The following is a 19,796-nucleotide window of genomic DNA, read 5'->3' on the forward strand; positions in this document are numbered from 1 at the left end:
AAAATATTATTTTATATTCTTATAGCATAATTTAATTGTTTTTCGGAGATGTCTAATAAGCCTTCAACCTTCAAGGAATGACCGTGATAACCGAGGGTCAAAGGCAGATGGGGCATTCTATCCACCATGCCAAGGCTACTGTCAATAATTTTGTAGGCAAATCTTTGAGCGTCAAACATTCTTTTCTTGTTCCTTTGTAGCCAGAAGATTCATCAAAATATTGGCAGCCTCAGAGCAATTGTAGGGCGACCAGACTGGATACTCTTGATTTGCAACAAAGAAGTTTGCATCTTCTTCTTTGACTAGTTCTGTTGCCAGAAACTGCATGAGCCGAAGCTTGTCAATTTTTGGAAGTTCCTGGATTTGTGACATGAGTTCAGCTAATGGCATTTGAGAATCTCCTCGTCTGAGGGTTAGTGAAAAGATGGAGTCGCCCTCTCATTTTAACCTAGCAATCGCCAAAGGTATCGCAGTTAATCACAGTTAAAGAATCACAAGACAATGGATTTTGAGCGATTCCTACGGAGCGCTTCGCTATCGCATTTCCCCAATATTAGCGAACTGACAAGTCAGCGCTTACGCTATCGCAGTTAATCACAGTTAAAGAATCACAAGACAATGGATTTTGAGCGATTCCTACGGAGCGCTTCGCTATCGCACTAACCCAACATTAGCGAACTAACAAGTCACCGCTTGCGCTATCGCATTGCTGGTTAAAGCTTACCAATGAGCTTGTCATATTCTGCGTGAGTTCCGATCCAAAACCAAGAAATACCGCTTTCTACCTCAACTCCTAAAGCCCGATAGTCTAATCCTGCTCGAACTGACCAGTATTTTTTACCAATCTTCTTGAAGTGTAATGATGGATGAGATGGATCAGCTTTCAAAAGTTCGTAACACTGATCTGCTGTTTCCTGAACTTGAGGGGGCAAATCGTCATAGCATTTCCAAAATCTTCGCGTTGTGTAGTGCATCAGAGTTCTCGGCAATGTCCCGCTTTAAACTCAGCGATCGCTTCTTCTGCTAAAGCCTCCAGTTTGCCGTCTGCGATGTCTTGTTCTAGCTGCTCATCCCAATGTTGGTAGTCTACGTCTAATATCCATTGCCGAAGTCGCTGAAATTGTTCTGGTGGAAGCGTTAGAATAGCTGCTTCAATTTGTTCAATGGTTGACATATTGAATTATAGTTTTTTGACTTCCATCACATTATAGCTTTGTAGAAAGGATCAATTCTAATTTCTACCCTGCCACTGAATATAAAACACACTCTGCACACATCTTCGTATTGATTTATTTGGATATTGAGCGATTCCTAGGTCGCGCTATCTCTTCGAGACGCTACCGCGAACGCTATCGCATTAACTCAATATTAGCGAACTGACAAGTCAGCGCTTACGCTATCGCACTATCACAGTGAAGGAAGCACAAGACAATCGACCTAGTAATCGCCGATCTTGTTAGGCGATGCACCGTATCTGAATCAGCTATTATAAAATATAAACTTTGATTTTTAAGCCCATGCGAGTAATTAGTCGGAGGAGTTTACGAGAATTTTGGGAAAAACACTCAACAGCTAAAAATAGCTTATTATTATGGTATGACAGAATAACTAAATCTGACCTTGAGAACTTTGCTCAATTACGTCAACTATTTTCTTCTGCTGATTTAGTTGGTAACTTTGCCGTTTTTAATATTAGTGGTAATAATTATCGGTTAATTACTTACATTGACTATCAGGCACAAATCATTTTTATTCGTGATGTTTTAATCCACGCAGACTATGATAAGGAGAATTGGAAAAATGATGACTGGTTTAACAATCCCTAGCCCTTATTACCTCAGTTTAATTACAGAATTTGCACCTCGTCCTATTACAAATGATCTTGAATTAAGTATCACTCAACAAAGAATTAATACAATATTAGATCAAAAAAATCTTAGCCAAGATGATCGAGATTATATAAATGTATTAGGAATGTTAGTTTATGACTATGAAGAGAAAAATGAACAATTCCCTAAATTAACTGATGGAGAATTATTACAAACATTAATGGAAGACTATAATTTGGAAATACGAGATTTTTTAGGGATTTTTGAGCAAGAACAAACAATATTAGACATATTAGACGGCAAACGTCAACTCAATTCTCAAGAAACATTCAAATTGCGATCGCTGATATTATAAAGTAGAAATATTGCGAACTGCTTGCAGCATCGCTTCGCTATCGCCAAGCGCGACCTAGTAATAGCTTTTCTCAAAGATGAAAACGTAATAAGATCAACATTTTTTAGGAGTGCTGTTTCTGAATAATTTACCGGATGATTTAGCCATTGCCGAAATTCATCAAGCAATTGGTAATCTTGTCATTCGATTTCCATTACTTCATTGCCAAGAATGTGCCAAGACACTCAAACAGTGGCTAAAACAACGTAAAATTCCTGGTAAACTTTGGCGACTTTCGACCATATACGACAATGAAGACTTTATTTTGAGCGAACGCTTAGAAAAACAAGGTTGCTTTGAAACTATTACGGAAAATGGCGTTCATTATGGTGTTGAAGTTTTTGGCAAAATTTTCGACAATCTTTCCCGACAAGGACTATACCCAGATGACTAGATTCAAGATTTTACTTCTCTATCTAATGAGTTTAAAATAGAAGTAATAGAAGAATTTTGAAAATTTTTAATGGAGTTAAACTCAATGAGTGCATTATTTAATTTACTCGAAAAAATTAAAACCAAACCAGGCTTATATTTGGGAACAGCATCTATCAGTAATTTACGGATGTTTATCTTGGGATATCGCTTTTCTCGCTCTGAATTAGGTATTACTAATACTGAAACTGAAAGTGATTTTTATAAAAACTTTCAACCTTGGTTACAAAACCGCTTATCTATCCATACCGTTAACGCTTGGGATAAAATTATTTTACTAACCTGTATTGATGAAAAAGCTGCATTTGATTACTTTTTTCAATTACTAGATGAATTTATCCAAAGAGACAAAAGCCAGGATATTGAACCAATTCTCGCTGAACCATCCTCTAAAAATTCTCAAAAAGCTGCCTGAAGAATAACACTGAATCTTAGTGTGCTGGTTGTTTCTCTTGCAGTTAATCCCAGTTAAGGAAGCACAAGATAATTGATTTTGAGCGATCGCACCACAAGATCAGCGATCGCAATTAATCATAGTTAAGGAAGCGTAAGAGCGATCGCATTAACTCAATATTAGCGAACTGACAAGTCAGCGCTTACGCTATCGCAATTAATCACAGTTAAGGAAGCACAAGACAATGGATTTTGAGCGATCGCTTACCCATGAGATCGCAGTTAATCGCAGTTAAGGAAGCACAAGACAATGGATTTTAAGCGATAGCGTTCGCAAAGCGTCCCGGAGGGAACTAGCGCGACCTAGAAATCGCTTACTCATACAATCGCAGCTATACTAAAAACGGGTTAAAAGTGTCATTCTGTAGCTTGCTTCCCGTAGGGTACGAAGTGAAGAATCTCCGAGATACTAGAGCCTACGGCACGCTACGCGAACGCTGCACTACGTTACGTATGGCTACGCCACGCTACGCGAACAGTATGACATAAGTCCAAATTTCACCCGTTGGCAGTATAATCACAGTTAAGGAAACACAAAACAATAGCGACGTGCGATCTAGGAATCGTACTATAACTTATCAATCGTTACCAAACCACCTTCCGTAAACTGGATCACAAGCTCATGTTCATCCAGCAAAGCAGTTCCAACCAAAGGTCGCCGTCCTGTTGCTAACACGCGAGTTTCTCGCTCTTCGCCATTCCAAAGAATGATGGCTTTATGAACTGGTAGCATGACTCGACTATTGTCTGCCAAGTTGGCAGGCATATCATACTTGAATGGGAGATTCAGCAGTGCAACTGCCTCTGGTGGTAGACAAAGCTCATCTGTAAATCCTGTGTCTACTACAAACTCAATCGGGAAGTCAGCACGATTTGGAATCCGAAACGGTATAGTAATAATTGCGTGTCCATCAGCTACAATACCTGAAATCACTTAATGACACGCTCCATAACACTACCGCCAAAGGATGCAGCAACGTTGTACCCAATTTTCAATCCAACAAGTCGAGCATTTGGGTGCTTATCGCTCAAGTAGTCAGCAGCACGCAAGCCATTCTCATCAACCTGATAGTCGCCCGTCTCAATGTCAATGAGAACCATCTTGCCAATGTTTTCTTCAATTTCCACTTCTTGGCGAATTCTGCCCTCGTACAGTTGCTTTGCACGACGCGCAACTTCTTCACGGCTTAAAAGGATCGCTTGCATATTTTGAGTCCCGATCATTACGCTACTCTGTGAACTTCTTTATAATATCTTAGAAACTCAGTATTAGTAGCCTTTCAATTATAACTAAAGTTCCCCTTCTTGTTCTATTGGGTGCAACCAGATAGCGAACTTCGCTATCGCTTACCCATGAGATCGCAGTTAATCCCAGTTAAGGAAGCACAAGATAATGGATTTTGAGCGATCGCAGTTAAGGAAGTACAAGATAATGGAAATTGAGCGATCGCATTAACTCAATATTAGCGATCGCAGTTAACCACAGTTAAAGAAGCACAAGATAATAGATTTTGAGCGATTCCTACGGAGCGCTTCGCTATCGCATTAACTCAATATTAGCGATCGCAGTTAACCACAGTTAAAGAAGCACAAGATAATAGATTTTGAGCGATTCCTACGGAGCGCTTCGCTATCGCATTAACTCAATATTAGCGATCGCAGTTAATCCAGTTAAAGAAGTACAATACAATGGATTTTGAGCGATTCCTACGGAGCGCTTCGCTATCGCACTATCACAGTTAAAGAATCACAAGACATTCTCAAAGATGTTTAACGGACTCGTTAGACTTTACCTCACAGATGACTTATGATCAATGTATTATTGCCTGTATGGAAGTTTAAACTATGTCACTCACTGAGTTAATTCCTCTGGTCAACAATCTGAGTCAGTCAGACAAATTATCACTCTTCAAACTCCTAGCCACACAAATCCCAGACGCTGAACTACAAGTCATCTTTTCTGCATCAGAGTACCCGATTTGGTCGCCATATCACGCAACGGAAGCTGCAAACATTCTAATGCAGATGATTCAGGATAACAAAGAGACATCAACTCATGCCTAGTACAGTTGAGTTTCCCTTTTCTGACGATGAAGCATTACCCACAATTCCTGTCATTCTGAGTTATGCAGACTCTTCTGTTTCTGCAAATGCACTGTTGGATACTGGGTCTACTGTCAATGTCTTACCTTATGATATTGGGTTACAATTAGGTGCAATTTGGGATAATCAAACTGTCCGCTTACCATTGGCTGGAAATCTTGCAAAGGTTGAAGCACGGGGGTTATTTGTGCAAGTTCAAATTGGAAATATTGAACCCGTTCGTCTAGCATTTGCTTGGGTACAATCCTCTCATGTACCCTTAATTCTTGGGCAAACGAACTTTTTTCGAGAATTTGATGTCTGTTTTGAACGATCGCAATGCACGATCAAAATTGTCCGAATTGATTAACGATCGCAGTTAACCACAGTTAAGGAAGCACAAGACAATGGATTTTCAGCGATCGCATTTCCCCAATATTAGCGATCGCAATTAATCACAGTTAATGAAGCACGAGAAAATGGATTTTGAGTGATCGCAAAGCGCGACATAGAAATCGCTTTTCCCAAAGATGTTTAACAGTGAAATTATTGAGATTCCATTAACGCACCCTATAAGCTCGCCGATCACACTAGGGTTGTTATGTCGCTGTCGTCAACTAAAAACTAAGATGTTCAAGATGTTGATCAAGTGCAACAAAACGATTGCAAGCGTCCTTCAATTCTTGAGAAGCATGATTCCAAAAAAATAGTTCGACTTTGTAACCATCCTGGCGGAGAATTTGAATAGCTGGTACAAAATCACCATCACCTGCGACCAAAGTAATTACATCTTCATCACTATTCATTTTCTTGTAGGCATCACGCATCATTTCTGACACAATCCCTGTATCAACTTTCTTCTCTTTATTCGCAGCATTTCGATTAGGAGTAACGACTTCAAAACCAGCTTTTTCAGCAATTACCCATAATGTATCATTTTCAGGAGGACGAGAGCCAAACAAAACTGCTCTTTTTATCTTGCTAGGATCGCTACCTGCGGTAAAGCTATGAAGCTTACCAAAATCAAGGCGATATGAGTTATCAATAATGTTTCGGTTCATTGCCTCATAAATATTTTGCACTATTCCTTTACGAACAGCACTTACACGTTTTCCTTCAATAAAGGCATTAGAGTTATCTACGTATACAAAATTAGACATACTGATAAACTTTATTATTTAGTCAAATGAACACAAAGGTTCTTGATATCGTCAATATCTCGTATTATACAGAAAATTTCCGGATAAATACCATCTTTGATAGGTTTTTGTATGTTCATCAACAGTATGACCTAAATTGTTTGCTGCGGCTTTAATCGGTATTCCCTGAAGATGCGCTCTAATTGCACAAGCATGACGCAAACCGTATGGTTGAAACTCTACTTAAGAGCGATCGCAGTTAATCACAGTTAAGGAAGCACAAGAAAGATCGCTTTTCTCAAAGATGTTTAACGGTGAAGTTATAAGGTGCTTTACATTCCATTAACGCACTCTACAAAATCGGCGATCGCACTGACATATTGTCCTCTCTGAGAAGTTCCCTATTGATCAAGCTAGATGTTGTTGTCTTCTTCAGAAGCCTGTGATTCTTGACACTTCTTTATGTATTGCTGGTAAGCCTGTGAGCCGCCGTATGTCTCAAAGTATAGTCTAACTCGCTCCAAAGAAACATAGAGATTGCCCCTACATAAAGCACATGGAAGTTGTCTTGCTTGACGACTCCCTAACTCTTGGTACAGTTGCTCTTTTGGACTTTGCCCTGCGTCACACTCTGGGCAAGGAAATTGATTTTGGTTCATATGGACTTTAAGTGAGAAAATTAGCCTAACTAGTTATTATACAGGAATCTTCTATCCAACCGATAATTTCAACTTTTCTACCTCCAACCTTAACCTTTCATTCTCCATCCGTAGCGCCAATATTTCATTCTTCTGCAACTCAATTAATGACTTTTGACTAATTACCTCACCAAAGGCTTTTTTCCTGTTTTCAATTCCAAACCATCTTTGATAAGTCTTTGTATGTTCATCAACAGTATGACCTAAATTGTCTGCTGCGGCTTTAATCGGTATTCCTTGAAGATGCGCTCTAATTGCACAACCATGCCGCAAATCATAAGGTTGAAACTCAATTCCCACCTTTCTAAACCATCTGGATATATCTCTCCGCATCCAATTAATATTTTGTACAGATGCAATTTTTGCCACCTTTTGTTCTAAAATCTTTAATGGTTTGGGATTATGTAAATCAAATAATTCTATCCATTCAGGGACAAAAGGAATAACTTCTCGATATCCAGTTTTGGTATTTTTATTCACTTTCCAAGTATGATCTATATTTTGGGGAGACATCCACCAATTAATATCTGGTTGGACAAATAATTCCCTTGGTCTTAACCCATAAGTCGCCAACATTCCATATACCCAACGCCACATTTCCCAGGTGTCTATTTCATCACTAATATTTGTATTTTTGCGGTTGAGGGCGAATTTTTCAAAGAGGTCAAAAGCAGATATTATTTTTTCATCTTCAGGAATTTCTCGATAAGCAGGTGTGACATGATCTCGTTTGACATCGAGTTGAAATCCTAAATTAAAGGTTTTAATCAAAACAGAACTTACTGCTATTAATTCATTTTTTTTATTACCCTGAAATGAATTAATAACTTCCTCAAAATTTTCTTTTGTGGCTAAATGGGAGAGAGTCAAGTTTCTTTTAATTACAGATATATAGTTAGCAAAAGTATTTTGACTAGTTATAGTTTTCTGACGGGTTTGATAATATTTTTCATCAAATGTATCTAATAATTCCCCAATTGTTTTGATTTCTTGCTTCTCTCTCGATTTAATTCCTAAATACTTCTCATTCCACTCGAAAGTATGACGAGCAATTAATTTACCCAACTCATAACTTTCTTCAATTGCAGTTTTTAATCCTTCTAAATTTGCGGGTATTCCTAGAGATAAATCATACTGCTTTTTTGTTTTACCTAAACTGTAATCTCCTGGTTTTAAAGGTAAGGTAGCTCGTAATTGGAGAGAATTGCCAGTTTGTTTAATACTAACTCTTATTCTCTCCCTTTTTAAATTAGTATTAGCTTCGACTAACTTCTGTTCAAAAACTGCTTGATACTGTAATTCCGTTGCTTTTATTTTCGCCATTGTTCCCCTATAGCTGCCGTCTGTGGTGTTCTGCGGTTCAAAGTCTGCGAACATATCTGCGAACCAGTCGCTTGAGTCTGCATTTGCATATTCCTGTGTAGATGTGGAATATGTACCCTCGCAATTACCCTGATTTTGTCGGCTCATTCCCTAAATATTCCCTTATTTATAAACTGAAATGGTGAAAATAAAATGTTCTGACTGAGCAAAATTAGCTGAAAAATAAGTTACTCAGGAACATTTACAGCATATCACCTGTTGTCATAGCAGTTATATGGTGCCTGGTGGTGTGATGTGCGCCCCCACTTTAACGGATATTACCCGCGCTTGGGCAATTCTGGAATATTTCCGCACTAATTGGTTAGAACCAGTTTGGTTAGGATGTTCTTTAGAAAGATATGAAGAAATTCAATCTTATGAGGATTTTATTAAATGGTTGAATCAAGATGTTAAACATCGAGAATCTGACTTGGGTTTATATTGGCGCATGGGTTTAGATATCGGTTTAGATCGATTTGGTGCTGGTGTGGGTAAATATGTAACTTGGGGTTATATTCCCCATGAAGATAAATATAATTACCCCACCATTGAGGGACGTAACACCGCCGTAATTATGAAAAACGGTGTTTATGATAGTTTCACTGATACTCATTCGTTGATTAATGAATCTTTTATCCGTGAAAATACAACCCGTTCTTGGTATGATGAGGGAACGGAAGACGTTCATCCGAGCGATCGCACCACTGCACCAACAACCCACAACCAAAAAGATTTTAATGGTGCATATTCTTGGTCTAGCGCCGTCCTCCACCAAGATTTAGGACGTTTAGAAGCCGGACCCTTAGCCCGTCAACTAGTTGCAGGTGGTAAACATGGTGAATCTTGGCAACATTACGACCCCTTTATCCTTGATGTTTTCAAAAAAATGGGTGGTGCAAATGTTCACGTCCGCCAACTGGCACGAGTTCACGAATTAGTAAAATTATATCGTCAAGCCGAACGCTGTCTCCGGGAATTCAAGTTAAACGACCCTTGGTATATCAAACCCCAAGAAAAAGACGGTAAAGGTTGGGGTGCAACAGAAGCAGCTAGAGGTGCATTATGTCACTGGGTAGAAATCGAAAAAGGCAAAATTAAACAATACCAAGTTATCGCCCCTGGAACTTGGAATATCGGACCCCGTGACGGTGCAGGACAACGTGGACCCATTGAGGAAGCCTTAGTAGGAACTCCTATTAAAGACCCGACAGATCCTGTAGAAGTAGGTCACGTAGCCCGTTCTTTTGATTCTTGTTTGGTGTGTACTGTTCACGCCCATGATGCAAAAACTGGGGAAGAATTGGCACGTTTTAGAACAGCTTAATTTATGGTTTCACACCAACATTTGTAGAGTGGGCAATACCCACTTTACTTAATTTTGATACTGGCTGATTTGTTGGTGAATAGCCGCTTGAATTTTGGCTTCAAAATCAGGATCATCAACTTTAGCAATAATTGGACGTTCCACTTGATTACGTCTTTCTAAATATGCTGATAATGCTGCTTTATCATGTTTATTTTTAATAAACAATTGCTTTAATTCTTGGTCAGACATAGCAGCGTAGTTTATTTGATTCATTACATTACCTCGCCGTTAGAATTTATTTCAAACTCTAGTTCTTCATGATATCCAGCCAAAATATATAAATTTTGAGTTCGCTCATCAATGCAAATGAGGTGTATTGGTTGAAGCATCATGTAGGTTAATTGATAGCTAATTGTATATAAACTTCTCAATTGCGCGTTAGTAGGCATCCTTGCTTCCATCAATTTAACATATTTACTGAGATTAGCATTCAGTATATCAAGATGAAAAATAATCCTGTAAATCCTGATTCAGACAATTAAAAAGGGCATATTTATTCCGCATCTCTGCGTCCGAGTTCATAAATCCCAGCACCCATACAGGTAAGTATGCCGGTGCTGATTCCCCAGCTATTACCTAAACTGATTTCTATACCCCAGTTACATAAAGCACCAAAGACGAAAAAAGGCATAATGCTAAACAGTGAGGCATAAAAGGCATTTTGCGATTCTCTAGCTTTGCGTGTCTTTTCAAATTCCGTTTGACTAGTATAAAGAGAACGTTCGGCAAAGTTAAACCACCTGTTTAATTGCTCTGTCACCCATTCCCTAGTTGATGCCAAAGCCAGATATAGAGCCAAAGACCATAAACAAGCTCCTGCGATCGCAATTTTATCCAACTCAAAACGGAAAGGCAATATATCAAACATGGTGCGGTTCAATGCTGCAATAGTCTATTTTAGCTTTAATTAGCTGCTAAATTGACATATTGGGAAATTTTCTATCTCTAACCTGGCAGAATTTCGTCTGATTGGCCATATTGTAATAACTTAGGCATATACTCAAAAAGTAGTATTTCGTCAACTAAAAGAGAGTTTTTCTTTTGTCTGTTAATGGGGATTGACTAATGAGCAAAGTATTGGATTTAGGTTTATCGGGAAAGGCTCGTATTTGGAATAACGAAAGATTTTATTTTCCTGATTTACGACCTATTTTTCATCCTGTAATAGATGAAAGGATTGAAGTCATAGTTGAGAATGCAAAAATTATTTCATTCTCTAAGAGAAAAGTCATGATTGAGATATTAGCACCTCTAGGAGCTAGGTTTTTATATGGCTGCTTAGGTGCTATGTTTGAGCCAAATGATTCTGGTAAATTAGTTTTGAAAGTAGCTATTTCAACTGAATTGGAATGCGAAGTTAATTCCTCTCTCGCATCATCATTAGATATAGTTAGAGTTGGGATACCAGAAGAATATGCAAATAGTGTTTTTGATGGTTCAAAATTGAAGCTGCAAGAACCTGGAGTTAGCGAAATATTCGGCTCTGGTCAAATTTCTTTTCAATGGGGTACGTTTGGAGAAATCGGCTCTTCTAGAGCATTTTTTCACGATCTTGCATATACAGTTATTGAAGTTATGGTGCGAGATAAAGTAAGGGCTAACTATAATATCAATCCACCATTTAAGAAAGTTCTTGAACAGTCTTTTTAAACTCTTTATCTATTAAAAAAGTCAATAGTCTATACAATCGACATCTCCGGTAATTAAATGTGCGTGGCTTGAAATCCTTGTAAAGACGTTCCGGCGGAACGTCTCTACTTTTTCTATTTACTAACGAGATACAGCTAATTTTTGATCTGTCACCTGAACCTGTGTATATTCTTCTACAATCTGGCGGAATAAATCCCCATCAATTGTTTCCTGTTCCGCTAATAAATCAACTAAACGCTCTAACACTGGGCGGTTTTCTTGTAACAGTTCTTTCGCTTTGATATAGCCACTATTAACAATTTCCCGGACTTGGGTATCAATTTTAGCAGCAATTTCCTCAGAATATTCTGATTTATTCCCCCAGTCACGTCCCAAAAATACTTCCTGACTTGGACTTTCCAAGGACAATGGACCTAAATCAGACATCCCAAATCGTGTTACCATTTGTCGTGCCATACTTGTGACTTGTTGTAAGTCATTTCCTGCACCTGTTGTCACTTCAGCTTTACCAAAAACAATTTCCTCCGCAGCCCGACCGCCTAAAGCAGCTATAATCCGCGATAGGATTTGGGAACGGGAAATTAAACCTTGTTCTTCATTGGGTGTAAACCAAGTTAAACCTAACGCTTGTCCTCTGGGGATGAGAGTAACTTTTTGTACTGGGTCATGGTCTTTAATTAAAGTACCCACCAAAGCGTGTCCAACTTCATGGTAGGCAATTAAACGCTTGTTTTTGCTGTCTACTAAAGCGGCACCTTCCATTCCAGCCACAACTCTATCTACTGCATCATCTATTTCTGAGATAGTAATGGTTTCTTTGCGTCTTCTAGCGGTGAGAATTGCGGCTTCGTTGAGGAGGTTGGCTAAATCTGCACCTGTGAATCCAGGAGTGCGACGTGCGATCGCATCTAAGGATACACTCTTGTCTAATTTCTTGTTCTTAGAGTGGACTTGCAATATCTCCAAACGTCCTTTAATGTCTGGAGCATCAACAGTTATTTGTCTGTCAAAACGACCGGGACGTAATAGCGCAGAATCCAAGACATCAGGACGGTTGGTAGCAGCAATAATAATAATGCCTGTATTCCCTTCAAAACCATCCATTTCGGTTAATAGTTGGTTGAGAGTTTGTTCTCTCTCATCGTTACCACCACCGATACCTGCACCCCGTTGACGACCTACTGCGTCGATTTCATCAATAAAGATGATACAAGGTGCGTTATCTTTGGCTTTCTTGAATAAGTCACGGACACGGGAAGCACCCACACCCACAAACATTTCTACAAACTCAGAACCAGAGATACTAAAGAAAGGAACACCCGCTTCACCTGCGATCGCTTTTGCTAGTAAAGTCTTACCAGTACCAGGAGGTCCAATCAACAATACACCCTTGGGAATCCGAGCGCCAACAGCAGTAAATCTTTCTGGCTGTTTGAGGAAAGTAACCACTTCTTGTAGTTCTTCTTTTGCTTCTTCCACACCAGCCACTTCATCAAATTTTACCCCAGTTTTCGCTTCCATTTGAAAACGAGCGCGGGATTTACCGAAATTCATCGCTTGGTTAGAAGCATTAGAAGAACGACGCAGGAATAACAACATTAAAGCCACCAGTGGCAAAATCCACATCAGATTAATCAACAACCCTACAGCAGCCCTACTATTAGCAGAGGAAACCTCGCCAAAATCAACGTTTTTTTCTTTGAGTCTATTAATTAACTCAGAGTTTTGATCTAAAAGTCGCACTGGTATCGGTGGTGCATCTGGCTTTTGATCTGTCAGATAAACTCTAGCTATTTGCTCAGTTTCATCCAGTTCTACCTTTCTAACTTGCCCTTGCTCGGTTTTTTGCAGCAATTCTCCATAAGTTAAGGAATTACGCTCTGCTTTTTGTGCCAAAACGGGATTTATCCCCAAAATTCCTGGCATCATAATCATAGTAGCTGCTAAAGCCCCAGTCCAAATACTGCGCTTTATCGGTCGCTGTTTCCTCAATGTCTTTTTCCCAAAATTTGTCATAATATTTACCCTTTTATTCTTTGGCATAAGCTGATATCTAGTTTTATGCCTATTCTTCTAGCAGAAATTGCAATAACTGGAAATTACGGTTTTATTATCTAGTTTAACTTCCAAACAAAAACATTCCCAGATTTTTACTACTGATGTTATGTCAATACTGCAAACTTTCAATTTGCTTTGGGTAAAGGTTAAAGGTTTTTTCCTTCCCGCAAAACCCGACTATTGAATTTGCCCCCTATCCTGACATCAGATTCAATTATAGGTTTTTATCTGAAATATTATGCTGTATTCGTTTTGACTTTTAACTTCACGGCGGTACTAGGGATTAACATAAATTTCTCCCGGCAATTAAAATTTGACATATTACGCAATCAATCGCTACTATAATCATAGTCGTAATGACTCCGACTTTTAAGAATTCTGGTTTTAGTGGGTGAACTATGGTAAAAATTGTTGGTATTGGTGGTAGTTTAAGACCCGGATCTTATACCCAGTTAGGCTTACAAGTAGCAGCACAACGAGTAGCCGCTTTAGGTGCAGAAGTAGAAATTCTTGATTTAAAGCAAATGCACTTACCTTTTTGCACAGGTGCCAAAGAATATCCAGACTATCCAGACGTGCAGAAGCTACGCGATACCGTTTTTAATGCTGATGCTTTAATCTTGGCAACACCAGAATATCATGGCAGTGTTAGTGGCGTTATTAAAAATACTTTGGATTTAATGACTTTTGATCAGCTATCTGGTAAGGTAGCTGGTTTGATTAGTATCTTGGGTGGACAAGTAAACAGCAACGCTTTAAACGACCTCAGAATCATCCTCCGCTGGGTTCACTGTCAATCAATTATGGAGCAGATAGCTATTGGTCAAGCCTGGGGTGCATTTAGTCCAGAGGGTAAACTACTAGATGAAAAATTATCTCAACGATTTGATCAATTTGCTCAAAGTTTGGTTGATAATACTCGTAAATTGCGGGGAGTTAATTAAAAACGGAATCGATTAGACATCAACCGAATTTAAATATGCATTTTCTATAATCCTTGTAGAGATGTTCTATTGAATGTCTCTACGGTATTTATCTGGCGCAACTCTACACAAAACTGGTATAAATCGACCTGGAAAAACAAAATCCACCTACACATAAAAGTGTCAGGTGGAATTGCTCTTTTCTTAAAATGGAGCTTATGGGAGTCGAACCCATGTCCAAATTGGGTATTAACCCACCGCTCATTCACAGGTTTAGCCTTTCTGACCCTCAAGGCGGGAATCGTTCATTATCCCGAACGTAGGATGCTCTGATTTAATCTTAGCCTCCAAGCCAACCAGAGAACGCTTGTTGGAGCATCCGTTGGGGGTTAGGTCTTTAATCCTTAACGGAGTCAAATTAAAGACGCTCGAACCTAAAAGAGGTTTCTTAGGCAGCTACTAGAGCTTCCCGACGAGCAAATTTTACGATATTGTTCGCATTTACTTTTTTTTCGAGTCTTTGATTTCCGAGAGGAGACTCGCTCTCGACCTGAATCACAGAGTAGCGTTCGCCAACCTGTCGAAACCGTTAAAGCCCCATGTGCTTTAGACTTTTATTATAGTACAGAATTTTGCAAGTTGGCAAACAAAAATTATGACTAAACCAAAAATTCTCCAAGAAGAACGCGAATATACATTTCGTTCATATTTTGAGATGACCTATCCACCCGAAGAAATTTTAGCAGAATTAGGCTATAAATTAGTTAGATCAAGATTATCACTTCCTAAAACTGAAAAACATCTAGATCACTTACTAGAATTACAGAATCGCATTGAACGCACATTAACACGAGTAACTTTAACTAGTGAAACAGCGAGAAGAGAAACTTTAGTAGCACCCATTTTAATAGAAGTTGCTACATATTATTGTGATTGTCAGTTAAGAATAGAATACCCACTAATTGTTAGTAAATGGTTAAAAGGCAATCTAGATTATTTACTACGCGCAGAACATAATTTATTAGTTATAGAAGCAAAAAATGACGATTTAACTAGAGGATTTACTCAACTTGCTACAGAATTAATTGCTTTTTCTCAAATTGAAGAACAAAATTTTCACTATGGTGCTGTAACAACCGGTGATGTGTGGCGTTTTGGAATATTAGATGTTCAAACAAAGCAAATAACTGAAGATATTACTATTTATTCGCTACCTGATGATTTAGAAGGTTTAATTAGAGTTTTGGTGGGAATTATAGAAAATAATTCAGTCAAATCAAAATTAAATTAGGATTGAATATCAAAGAAAAAACCAGGAGGAATATAAATGACAAATCAATCTGTTGTCAATACCCAAAATCTTTATGATCAAGATTTTTACTTATGGACACAAACAATTGTGCAGCAGTTGAAAGAAAATAATTTGCATCAAATAGATATACCTAATCTGATTGAAGAAATTGAAAGTATGGGTAAAAGTGAAAAACGCGAGTTGAAAAGCCGCTTAATTGTGTTATTAATGCACTTATTAAAATGGCAATATCAACCATATAAACGCAGCGAAACTTAGCGGAGTACTATTACAGAACAGCGTTTTTAGTTTAGAAGAAACTCTGAATAATTATTTTTTAAATAATTGAATTGGATAAAAATAAAAATTTATTTTGAGTATGATTTTTTTGGCAATATTATAAAGAAATGTTTTGTTTTATGGTGAAATTGTCCCAGATAATGATACTAATCAGGTTCATGACCTTGCATAGCATATTCTATATACACTAATTCAAGTTCTGTAACCTATTCTTATAATTCTCAGACTCTTAAGTATTTAATTCATGAAATTAGCCGATATTCTCAAAGATTCAAATTACAAACTCTCTCAATTTACTGCTAAAGAAATTGCACAGCTAGAACAGTCAATTATCCTCAAGTCTACCAAAAGTGGCGAAACACCCTACACCGTTTGTTTAGTTCGCAAAAAGGAGATTAAACTTACACCAGAGGAAGCAATTCGACAACTATATCTGCGGGTGTTAACAGAACGTTTTTACTATCCCCTTAATCGGATTCAAGTAGAGTATGGGGTAAATTTTGGACGCGAGGTGAAACGGGCTGATATTGTCATAATGGACAAAGATTCGGTTAAATACAGTCTATATGCTGGTGGAGGTGAAAAAGCCGAAACTCAAAGACGGTAAAGAACAATTACGATCTTATTGTCACGCTACAGGTGCGCCTATTGCTATTTGGACTAATGGCGATCAAATTTCCTATTATCAGCGAAAAGATCCTAACTATTTTGAAGAAATTCCCGGTTTACCTAATGCTAGTCAAACTCTAGCTGATATTCTGCAAATTAAGTTTACTTTAGAAGATTTAGTTGCTAACGATAAATTAGTAAAACAGAATAAATCTCTCAAAGCCTTAATCGAAGAAATGGAAGATGAGGTACTAGCAAATGCTGGAGTAGATGTCTTTGAGGAACTATTTAAGCTAATTTTTACTAAACTGTATGATGAGTGGTATTCTGGTCAAGGAAATCGCCGTACAACTCGTTTACTGGAGTTTCGCAACACAGGACAAACGGAAGCCGCACTCAAAACTAAAATTCAAGATTTGTTTGATAAAGCTAAGAAAAAATGGGAAGGAGTATTTAGTGAAGATGCGAAAATTAGCCTTTCTCCTTCTCATTTGTCGGTTTGCGTGTCTTCCTTAGAAAATGTGAAGTTATTTAACTCTAATTTGGATGTTGTTGATGAAGCTTTTGAATATTTAATTAATAAAAGCAGCAAGGGAGAAAAAGGACAATTTTTCACACCTCGTTATGTGATTGATATGTGTGTCAAGATGCTTAATCCTCAAGAGGATGAATACATGATTGATACGGCTGCTGGTTCGTCCGGGTTTCCAGTGCATACAATTTTTCATGTGTGGCGGCAAATTTTGGAGGATGAAGGTTTATCAGCAAGTCATTTGTTTTCACTGGAAGAGAAGCCACCACGATGTAGAGAATATGTGCAAGAACAAGTATTTGCAATTGACTTTGATGAAAAAGCGGTAAGGGTAGCGCGGACATTGAATTTAATTGCTGGAGATGGTGAAACAAATGTTTTGCATTTGAACACTTTAGATTATGAAATGTGGGATGAGGTAACAGGACAGGAAGAATGGGATGATATTTATAATGCTGGATTCAAACGTTTAAAACGGCAACGACCAAAAGGTAGTAAGGACTATCGAGAATTTCAGTTTGATGTGTTGATGGCAAATCCACCTTTTGCTGGAGATATTAAAGAAACGCGCATTATTAATCATTATGATTTAGCTAAAAAGGCTAATGGTAAATGGGAAACTAAAGTCGGGCGGGATATTTTATTTATTGAACGCAATCTGGATTTTTTGAAGCCTGGGGGCAGAATGGCAATTGTTTTACCTCAAGGACGTTTTAATAATTCTTCTGATAAAAATATCCGTGATTTTATTGCGGAACGTTGCCGAATTTTGGCAGTAGTTGGGTTACATGGAAATACTTTTAAACCCCATACGGGAACTAAAACTTCGGTATTGTTGGTGCAAAAATGGAATGATGATCCAAAAGTAGGCGCGTTATGTCCTCGCCAGGATGATTACAATATCTTTTTTGCGACAATGCAAAAGTCAGGTAAGGATAATTCTGGTGAAAAAATGTATGTTAAAAAGTCTGATGGTTCGGGTGATTTTTTGTTAGATGATCACGGTCATTTGATTGTTGATCATGATTTATTTAATCATGAAGGAAAGACACAAGATGGTATTGCAGAGGGGTTTATTGAGTTTGCAAAAAAGGAGAATTTCAGTTTTTTTAAGTTAAGCCCATCTGTTGCACCGTTTGATGCTGTGAAGTATGAAAGGTTGATGGATGGGCTAGAAGCAGTTGAAATTAGTTTAAGTGAAATTGCAGTTGAAAATGAAGTTTTTAGATTTGATAATGATTTCTTTCAAAAAAGGTTTATTGAAATTAATCGAAAGTTTAAAAATAATAAATCTTTGAATGAGTTTGCCAAATTAATAATTTGCGGTCCTTTTGGCTCAACTATTTTGGATGAAACATATCAAGAGTTTGGAATTGCAGTAATTAGACCTTTCAATTTAATAAATTTAAAAGTAGAAGATAATAATTTAGTCCACATTTCAGAAAAAGATGTTTTTGCTAAAGGACTAAAAATTTTCAATGAAGGAACTTTGCTTTTTTCCAGAGTTGGTGATATAAAATGTGGTGTTCTTACTTATCCAAAAGTAACTATCAGTCCTAATATTATTGCAGTTGAAATAGATTTAGGTCAATATAGTCCTTATTTTCTTGCTGCTTTTTTTAACTCAAAGTTTGGATTGCTCCAAATTCTCAGAGAGGTTAAAACAGTCGCTCAACCAACTATATCAACTGGTACAGTAAGACGACTGAAACTACCAGAAATTAGTAGACTATTCCAAAATAATTGTGAAGATGTAATATTGCAAGCATTTAAAATGGAATTAGAAAGCAACCAAAAATACCAACAAGCTGAGTATTTACTGCTATCAGAACTCAACTTAAAAGACTGGCAACCCACCAAAGAAACTATTGCTATCAAGAGTTTTAAAGAGTCTTTTTTGTCTTCTAGTCGCCTTGATGCTGAGTATTATCAACCAAAATATGATCAACTGATTGAACGACTAAAGGAGAAAGTTGAATTAACTAGACTCGGTGATTTACTTAACCTTAATCAACGAGGAAAACAACCCATATATATTGAATCTGGAAATGACAATAAATTGGGTTTACCTGTTGTTAATTCTAAGCACGTTCGAGAAGGTGAAGTAATTCTGACAGATAATCGTTATGCTTATTTTCCAGAAATTGATAATCCACTCATAATTCACACTGATGATGTTTTAATCAATGGTACAGGTGTTGGTACAATTGGACGCTGTGCGCCTTATCTTTATCAACAACCAGCTTTACCAGATAATCATGTAACTATTCTCAGAACTGATTTACTTGACTCGGTTTATCTGTCTATTTACCTCAATAGTATTATTGGCAAGCTACAGGTTGAAAAATATTTTAAAGGTTCATCAGGGCAAATTGAATTATACCCTAATGAGATTAGTCAATTTTTAGTTTGGAATGCACCTGAATCAGTACAGAAAAAAATTAGAAATAAAGTTGAAGAGTCACATCAAAAACGTGAACAATCCAAACAACTGCTAGAAATTGCTAAAATAGGAGTAGAAAAAGCGATAGAAACCGATGAAGCAACAGCTACAGATTGGATAAATCAACAATTGGAAAATTTAGGAATTGATATCAAAAGCATCATCAGTTAATTTCCTGTTGTATAATATCTATATATATTTTCCCTGAACAATCTAACAGCTTACTATCACGGCA

At 37.6% G+C, this 19,796-nt stretch carries 23 protein-coding genes, 1 other RNA gene and 3 pseudogenes; 13 read left to right on the forward strand and 14 right to left on the reverse strand.

The genetic code is table 11. The features are described 5' to 3' along the window. Positions 1-171: 171 nt before the first annotated feature. The 3 genes from VB713_RS06690 to VB713_RS06700 all read right to left on the reverse strand — a co-directional run bounded on the left by VB713_RS06690 (position 172) and on the right by VB713_RS06700 (position 1,174). On the reverse strand, positions 172-390 hold the full coding sequence (locus VB713_RS06690; RefSeq protein ID WP_323310797.1) for a hypothetical protein: 219 nt from the start codon (positions 388-390) through the stop codon (positions 172-174). Between the two features lie 323 nt (positions 391-713). Next, positions 714-974, reverse strand: coding sequence for a hypothetical protein (locus tag VB713_RS06695; protein WP_015213912.1), 261 nt, complete (start codon positions 972-974; stop codon positions 714-716). Further along, complete coding sequence (locus VB713_RS06700; RefSeq protein WP_039204217.1) at positions 974-1,174, reverse strand: hypothetical protein; 201 nt, start codon at positions 1,172-1,174, stop codon at positions 974-976. Before VB713_RS06700 ends, VB713_RS06695 begins: the two co-directional genes overlap by 1 nt. 343 nt (positions 1,175-1,517) lie before the next feature. On the opposite strand from VB713_RS06700, the gene VB713_RS06705 reads away from it, so the two are divergent. From VB713_RS06705 to VB713_RS06720, 4 genes are all read left to right on the forward strand, one after another. Beyond that, positions 1,518-1,826: a type II toxin-antitoxin system HigB family toxin gene (locus tag VB713_RS06705; RefSeq protein WP_323310798.1), complete on the forward strand. Its 309-nt coding sequence runs from the start codon at positions 1,518-1,520 to the stop codon at positions 1,824-1,826. Further along, on the forward strand, positions 1,801-2,184 hold the full coding sequence (locus VB713_RS06710; protein WP_168358338.1) for a helix-turn-helix domain-containing protein: 384 nt from the start codon (positions 1,801-1,803) through the stop codon (positions 2,182-2,184). The genes VB713_RS06705 and VB713_RS06710 overlap by 26 nt, the downstream gene beginning before the upstream one ends. A 109-nt stretch (positions 2,185-2,293) precedes the next feature. Continuing rightward, the gene (locus VB713_RS06715; RefSeq protein WP_323310799.1) at positions 2,294-2,617 is read left to right on the forward strand and encodes a papain fold toxin domain-containing protein; all 324 of its coding nucleotides are present in this window, start codon (positions 2,294-2,296) and stop codon (positions 2,615-2,617) included. A gap of 84 nt (positions 2,618-2,701) precedes the next feature. After that, positions 2,702-3,070, forward strand: coding sequence for a hypothetical protein (locus VB713_RS06720; protein WP_190604631.1), 369 nt, complete (start codon positions 2,702-2,704; stop codon positions 3,068-3,070). A 606-nt stretch (positions 3,071-3,676) separates the two neighbouring features. Here VB713_RS06720 and VB713_RS06725 read toward each other — a convergent pair. After that, positions 3,677-4,042: a clan AA aspartic protease gene (locus VB713_RS06725; RefSeq protein ID WP_323310800.1), complete on the reverse strand. Its 366-nt coding sequence runs from the start codon at positions 4,040-4,042 to the stop codon at positions 3,677-3,679. Continuing rightward, on the reverse strand, positions 4,039-4,314 hold the full coding sequence (locus tag VB713_RS06730) for a hypothetical protein (protein WP_323310801.1): 276 nt from the start codon (positions 4,312-4,314) through the stop codon (positions 4,039-4,041). The genes VB713_RS06725 and VB713_RS06730 overlap by 4 nt, the downstream gene beginning before the upstream one ends. A 639-nt stretch (positions 4,315-4,953) precedes the next feature. On the opposite strand from VB713_RS06730, the gene VB713_RS06735 reads away from it, so the two are divergent. Then, the gene (locus VB713_RS06735; protein ID WP_323310802.1) at positions 4,954-5,172 is read left to right on the forward strand and encodes a hypothetical protein; all 219 of its coding nucleotides are present in this window, start codon (positions 4,954-4,956) and stop codon (positions 5,170-5,172) included. Then, the gene (locus tag VB713_RS06740; RefSeq protein WP_323310803.1) at positions 5,165-5,560 is read left to right on the forward strand and encodes an aspartyl protease family protein; all 396 of its coding nucleotides are present in this window, start codon (positions 5,165-5,167) and stop codon (positions 5,558-5,560) included. Before VB713_RS06735 ends, VB713_RS06740 begins: the two co-directional genes overlap by 8 nt. A gap of 247 nt (positions 5,561-5,807) precedes the next feature. Here VB713_RS06740 and VB713_RS06745 read toward each other — a convergent pair whose 3' ends face one another. The 4 genes and pseudogenes from VB713_RS06745 to VB713_RS06760 form a co-directional block, all read right to left on the reverse strand. After that, the gene (locus VB713_RS06745) at positions 5,808-6,350 is read right to left on the reverse strand and encodes an NYN domain-containing protein (protein WP_323310804.1); all 543 of its coding nucleotides are present in this window, start codon (positions 6,348-6,350) and stop codon (positions 5,808-5,810) included. Between the two features lie 87 nt (positions 6,351-6,437). Next, positions 6,438-6,572: pseudogene (locus tag VB713_RS06750) on the reverse strand (site-specific integrase); the annotation flags it as partial. Positions 6,573-6,742: 170 nt separating this feature from the next. Beyond that, a complete protein-coding gene (locus VB713_RS06755) occupies positions 6,743-6,988 on the reverse strand; it encodes a hypothetical protein (RefSeq protein WP_323310805.1) in 246 nt (81 codons plus the stop codon). Positions 6,989-7,039: 51 nt separating this feature from the next. Further along, the gene (locus VB713_RS06760; RefSeq protein ID WP_323310806.1) at positions 7,040-8,497 is read right to left on the reverse strand and encodes a site-specific integrase; all 1,458 of its coding nucleotides are present in this window, start codon (positions 8,495-8,497) and stop codon (positions 7,040-7,042) included. Positions 8,498-8,612: 115 nt separating this feature from the next. Between VB713_RS06760 and VB713_RS06765 the strand changes: the two are divergent. Further along, positions 8,613-9,713: pseudogene (locus VB713_RS06765) on the forward strand (nickel-dependent hydrogenase large subunit); the annotation flags it as partial. Between the two features lie 48 nt (positions 9,714-9,761). On the opposite strand, the gene VB713_RS06770 reads toward VB713_RS06765, so the two are convergent. The 3 genes from VB713_RS06770 to VB713_RS06780 all read right to left on the reverse strand — a co-directional run bounded on the left by VB713_RS06770 (position 9,762) and on the right by VB713_RS06780 (position 10,623). Beyond that, complete coding sequence (locus VB713_RS06770) at positions 9,762-9,968, reverse strand: DUF6887 family protein (RefSeq protein ID WP_323310807.1); 207 nt, start codon at positions 9,966-9,968, stop codon at positions 9,762-9,764. After that, positions 9,968-10,144, reverse strand: coding sequence for a DUF6888 family protein (locus VB713_RS06775; protein WP_323310808.1), 177 nt, complete (start codon positions 10,142-10,144; stop codon positions 9,968-9,970). Before VB713_RS06775 ends, VB713_RS06770 begins: the two co-directional genes overlap by 1 nt. A 104-nt stretch (positions 10,145-10,248) precedes the next feature. Further along, on the reverse strand, positions 10,249-10,623 hold the full coding sequence (locus VB713_RS06780; RefSeq protein WP_323310809.1) for a hypothetical protein: 375 nt from the start codon (positions 10,621-10,623) through the stop codon (positions 10,249-10,251). 197 nt (positions 10,624-10,820) lie between these two features. On the opposite strand from VB713_RS06780, the gene VB713_RS06785 reads away from it, so the two are divergent. After that, entirely contained in the window at positions 10,821-11,405 is a 585-nt protein-coding gene (locus tag VB713_RS06785) for a hypothetical protein (RefSeq protein WP_323310810.1), read from the forward strand. 120 nt (positions 11,406-11,525) lie between these two features. Here VB713_RS06785 and ftsH read toward each other — a convergent pair whose 3' ends face one another. Then, complete coding sequence (gene ftsH, locus VB713_RS06790) at positions 11,526-13,421, reverse strand: ATP-dependent zinc metalloprotease FtsH (RefSeq protein WP_323310811.1); 1,896 nt, start codon at positions 13,419-13,421, stop codon at positions 11,526-11,528. 440 nt (positions 13,422-13,861) lie between these two features. Between ftsH and VB713_RS06795 the strand changes: the two genes are divergently transcribed. Next, positions 13,862-14,407 (forward strand): NADPH-dependent FMN reductase, encoded by a 546-nt coding sequence (locus VB713_RS06795; protein ID WP_323310812.1) that lies wholly within the window; start codon positions 13,862-13,864, stop codon positions 14,405-14,407. Between the two features lie 186 nt (positions 14,408-14,593). Here the strand turns inward: VB713_RS06795 and ssrA are convergent. After that, positions 14,594-14,985, reverse strand: a transfer-messenger RNA (tmRNA) gene (gene ssrA, locus VB713_RS06800). 56 nt (positions 14,986-15,041) lie between these two features. On the opposite strand from ssrA, the gene VB713_RS06805 reads away from it, so the two are divergent. The 4 genes and pseudogenes from VB713_RS06805 (at position 15,042) to VB713_RS06820 (ending at position 19,732) form a co-directional block, all read left to right on the forward strand. Beyond that, positions 15,042-15,677 (forward strand): hypothetical protein, encoded by a 636-nt coding sequence (locus VB713_RS06805; protein ID WP_323310813.1) that lies wholly within the window; start codon positions 15,042-15,044, stop codon positions 15,675-15,677. 36 nt (positions 15,678-15,713) lie between these two features. Beyond that, a pseudogene (locus VB713_RS06810) lies at positions 15,714-15,953 on the forward strand (DUF29 domain-containing protein); the annotation flags it as partial. A gap of 268 nt (positions 15,954-16,221) precedes the next feature. Beyond that, the gene (locus tag VB713_RS06815; RefSeq protein WP_323310815.1) at positions 16,222-16,584 is read left to right on the forward strand and encodes a type I restriction enzyme HsdR N-terminal domain-containing protein; all 363 of its coding nucleotides are present in this window, start codon (positions 16,222-16,224) and stop codon (positions 16,582-16,584) included. Continuing rightward, positions 16,556-19,732, forward strand: coding sequence for an N-6 DNA methylase (locus VB713_RS06820; RefSeq protein ID WP_323310816.1), 3,177 nt, complete (start codon positions 16,556-16,558; stop codon positions 19,730-19,732). The genes VB713_RS06815 and VB713_RS06820 overlap by 29 nt, the downstream gene beginning before the upstream one ends. Positions 19,733-19,796: the final 64 nt, after the last annotated feature.

Source organism: Anabaena cylindrica UHCC 0172 (assembly GCF_034931625.1).
Lineage (GTDB): Bacteria > Cyanobacteriota > Cyanobacteriia > Cyanobacteriales > Nostocaceae > Anabaena > Anabaena cylindrica_A.

Bases quoted from the DNA above. Each gene is read 5' to 3' on its own strand.
- VB713_RS06695 (WP_015213912.1), bottom strand. From the start codon at position 974: ATGCACTACACAACGCGAAGATTTTGGAAATGCTATGACGATTTGCCC.
- VB713_RS06745 (WP_323310804.1), bottom strand. From the start codon at position 6,350: ATGTCTAATTTTGTATACGTAGATAACTCTAATGCCTTTATTGAAGGA.
- ftsH (WP_323310811.1), bottom strand. From the start codon at position 13,421: ATGACAAATTTTGGGAAAAAGACATTGAGGAAACAGCGACCGATAAAG.
- VB713_RS06805 (WP_323310813.1), top strand. From the start codon at position 15,042: ATGACTAAACCAAAAATTCTCCAAGAAGAACGCGAATATACATTTCGT.
- VB713_RS06755 (WP_323310805.1), bottom strand. From the start codon at position 6,988: ATGAACCAAAATCAATTTCCTTGCCCAGAGTGTGACGCAGGGCAAAGT.
- VB713_RS06780 (WP_323310809.1), bottom strand. From the start codon at position 10,623: ATGTTTGATATATTGCCTTTCCGTTTTGAGTTGGATAAAATTGCGATC.
- VB713_RS06760 (WP_323310806.1), bottom strand. From the start codon at position 8,497: ATGAGCCGACAAAATCAGGGTAATTGCGAGGGTACATATTCCACATCT.
- VB713_RS06710 (WP_168358338.1), top strand. From the start codon at position 1,801: ATGATGACTGGTTTAACAATCCCTAGCCCTTATTACCTCAGTTTAATT.
- VB713_RS06740 (WP_323310803.1), top strand. From the start codon at position 5,165: ATGCCTAGTACAGTTGAGTTTCCCTTTTCTGACGATGAAGCATTACCC.
- VB713_RS06730 (WP_323310801.1), bottom strand. From the start codon at position 4,314: ATGCAAGCGATCCTTTTAAGCCGTGAAGAAGTTGCGCGTCGTGCAAAG.
- VB713_RS06815 (WP_323310815.1), top strand. From the start codon at position 16,222: ATGAAATTAGCCGATATTCTCAAAGATTCAAATTACAAACTCTCTCAA.
- VB713_RS06690 (WP_323310797.1), bottom strand. From the start codon at position 390: ATGCCATTAGCTGAACTCATGTCACAAATCCAGGAACTTCCAAAAATT.
- VB713_RS06775 (WP_323310808.1), bottom strand. From the start codon at position 10,144: ATGCCTACTAACGCGCAATTGAGAAGTTTATATACAATTAGCTATCAA.
- VB713_RS06720 (WP_190604631.1), top strand. From the start codon at position 2,702: ATGAGTGCATTATTTAATTTACTCGAAAAAATTAAAACCAAACCAGGC.
- VB713_RS06735 (WP_323310802.1), top strand. From the start codon at position 4,954: ATGTCACTCACTGAGTTAATTCCTCTGGTCAACAATCTGAGTCAGTCA.
- VB713_RS06705 (WP_323310798.1), top strand. From the start codon at position 1,518: ATGCGAGTAATTAGTCGGAGGAGTTTACGAGAATTTTGGGAAAAACAC.
- VB713_RS06795 (WP_323310812.1), top strand. From the start codon at position 13,862: ATGGTAAAAATTGTTGGTATTGGTGGTAGTTTAAGACCCGGATCTTAT.
- VB713_RS06770 (WP_323310807.1), bottom strand. From the start codon at position 9,968: ATGAATCAAATAAACTACGCTGCTATGTCTGACCAAGAATTAAAGCAA.
- VB713_RS06785 (WP_323310810.1), top strand. From the start codon at position 10,821: ATGAGCAAAGTATTGGATTTAGGTTTATCGGGAAAGGCTCGTATTTGG.
- VB713_RS06700 (WP_039204217.1), bottom strand. From the start codon at position 1,174: ATGTCAACCATTGAACAAATTGAAGCAGCTATTCTAACGCTTCCACCA.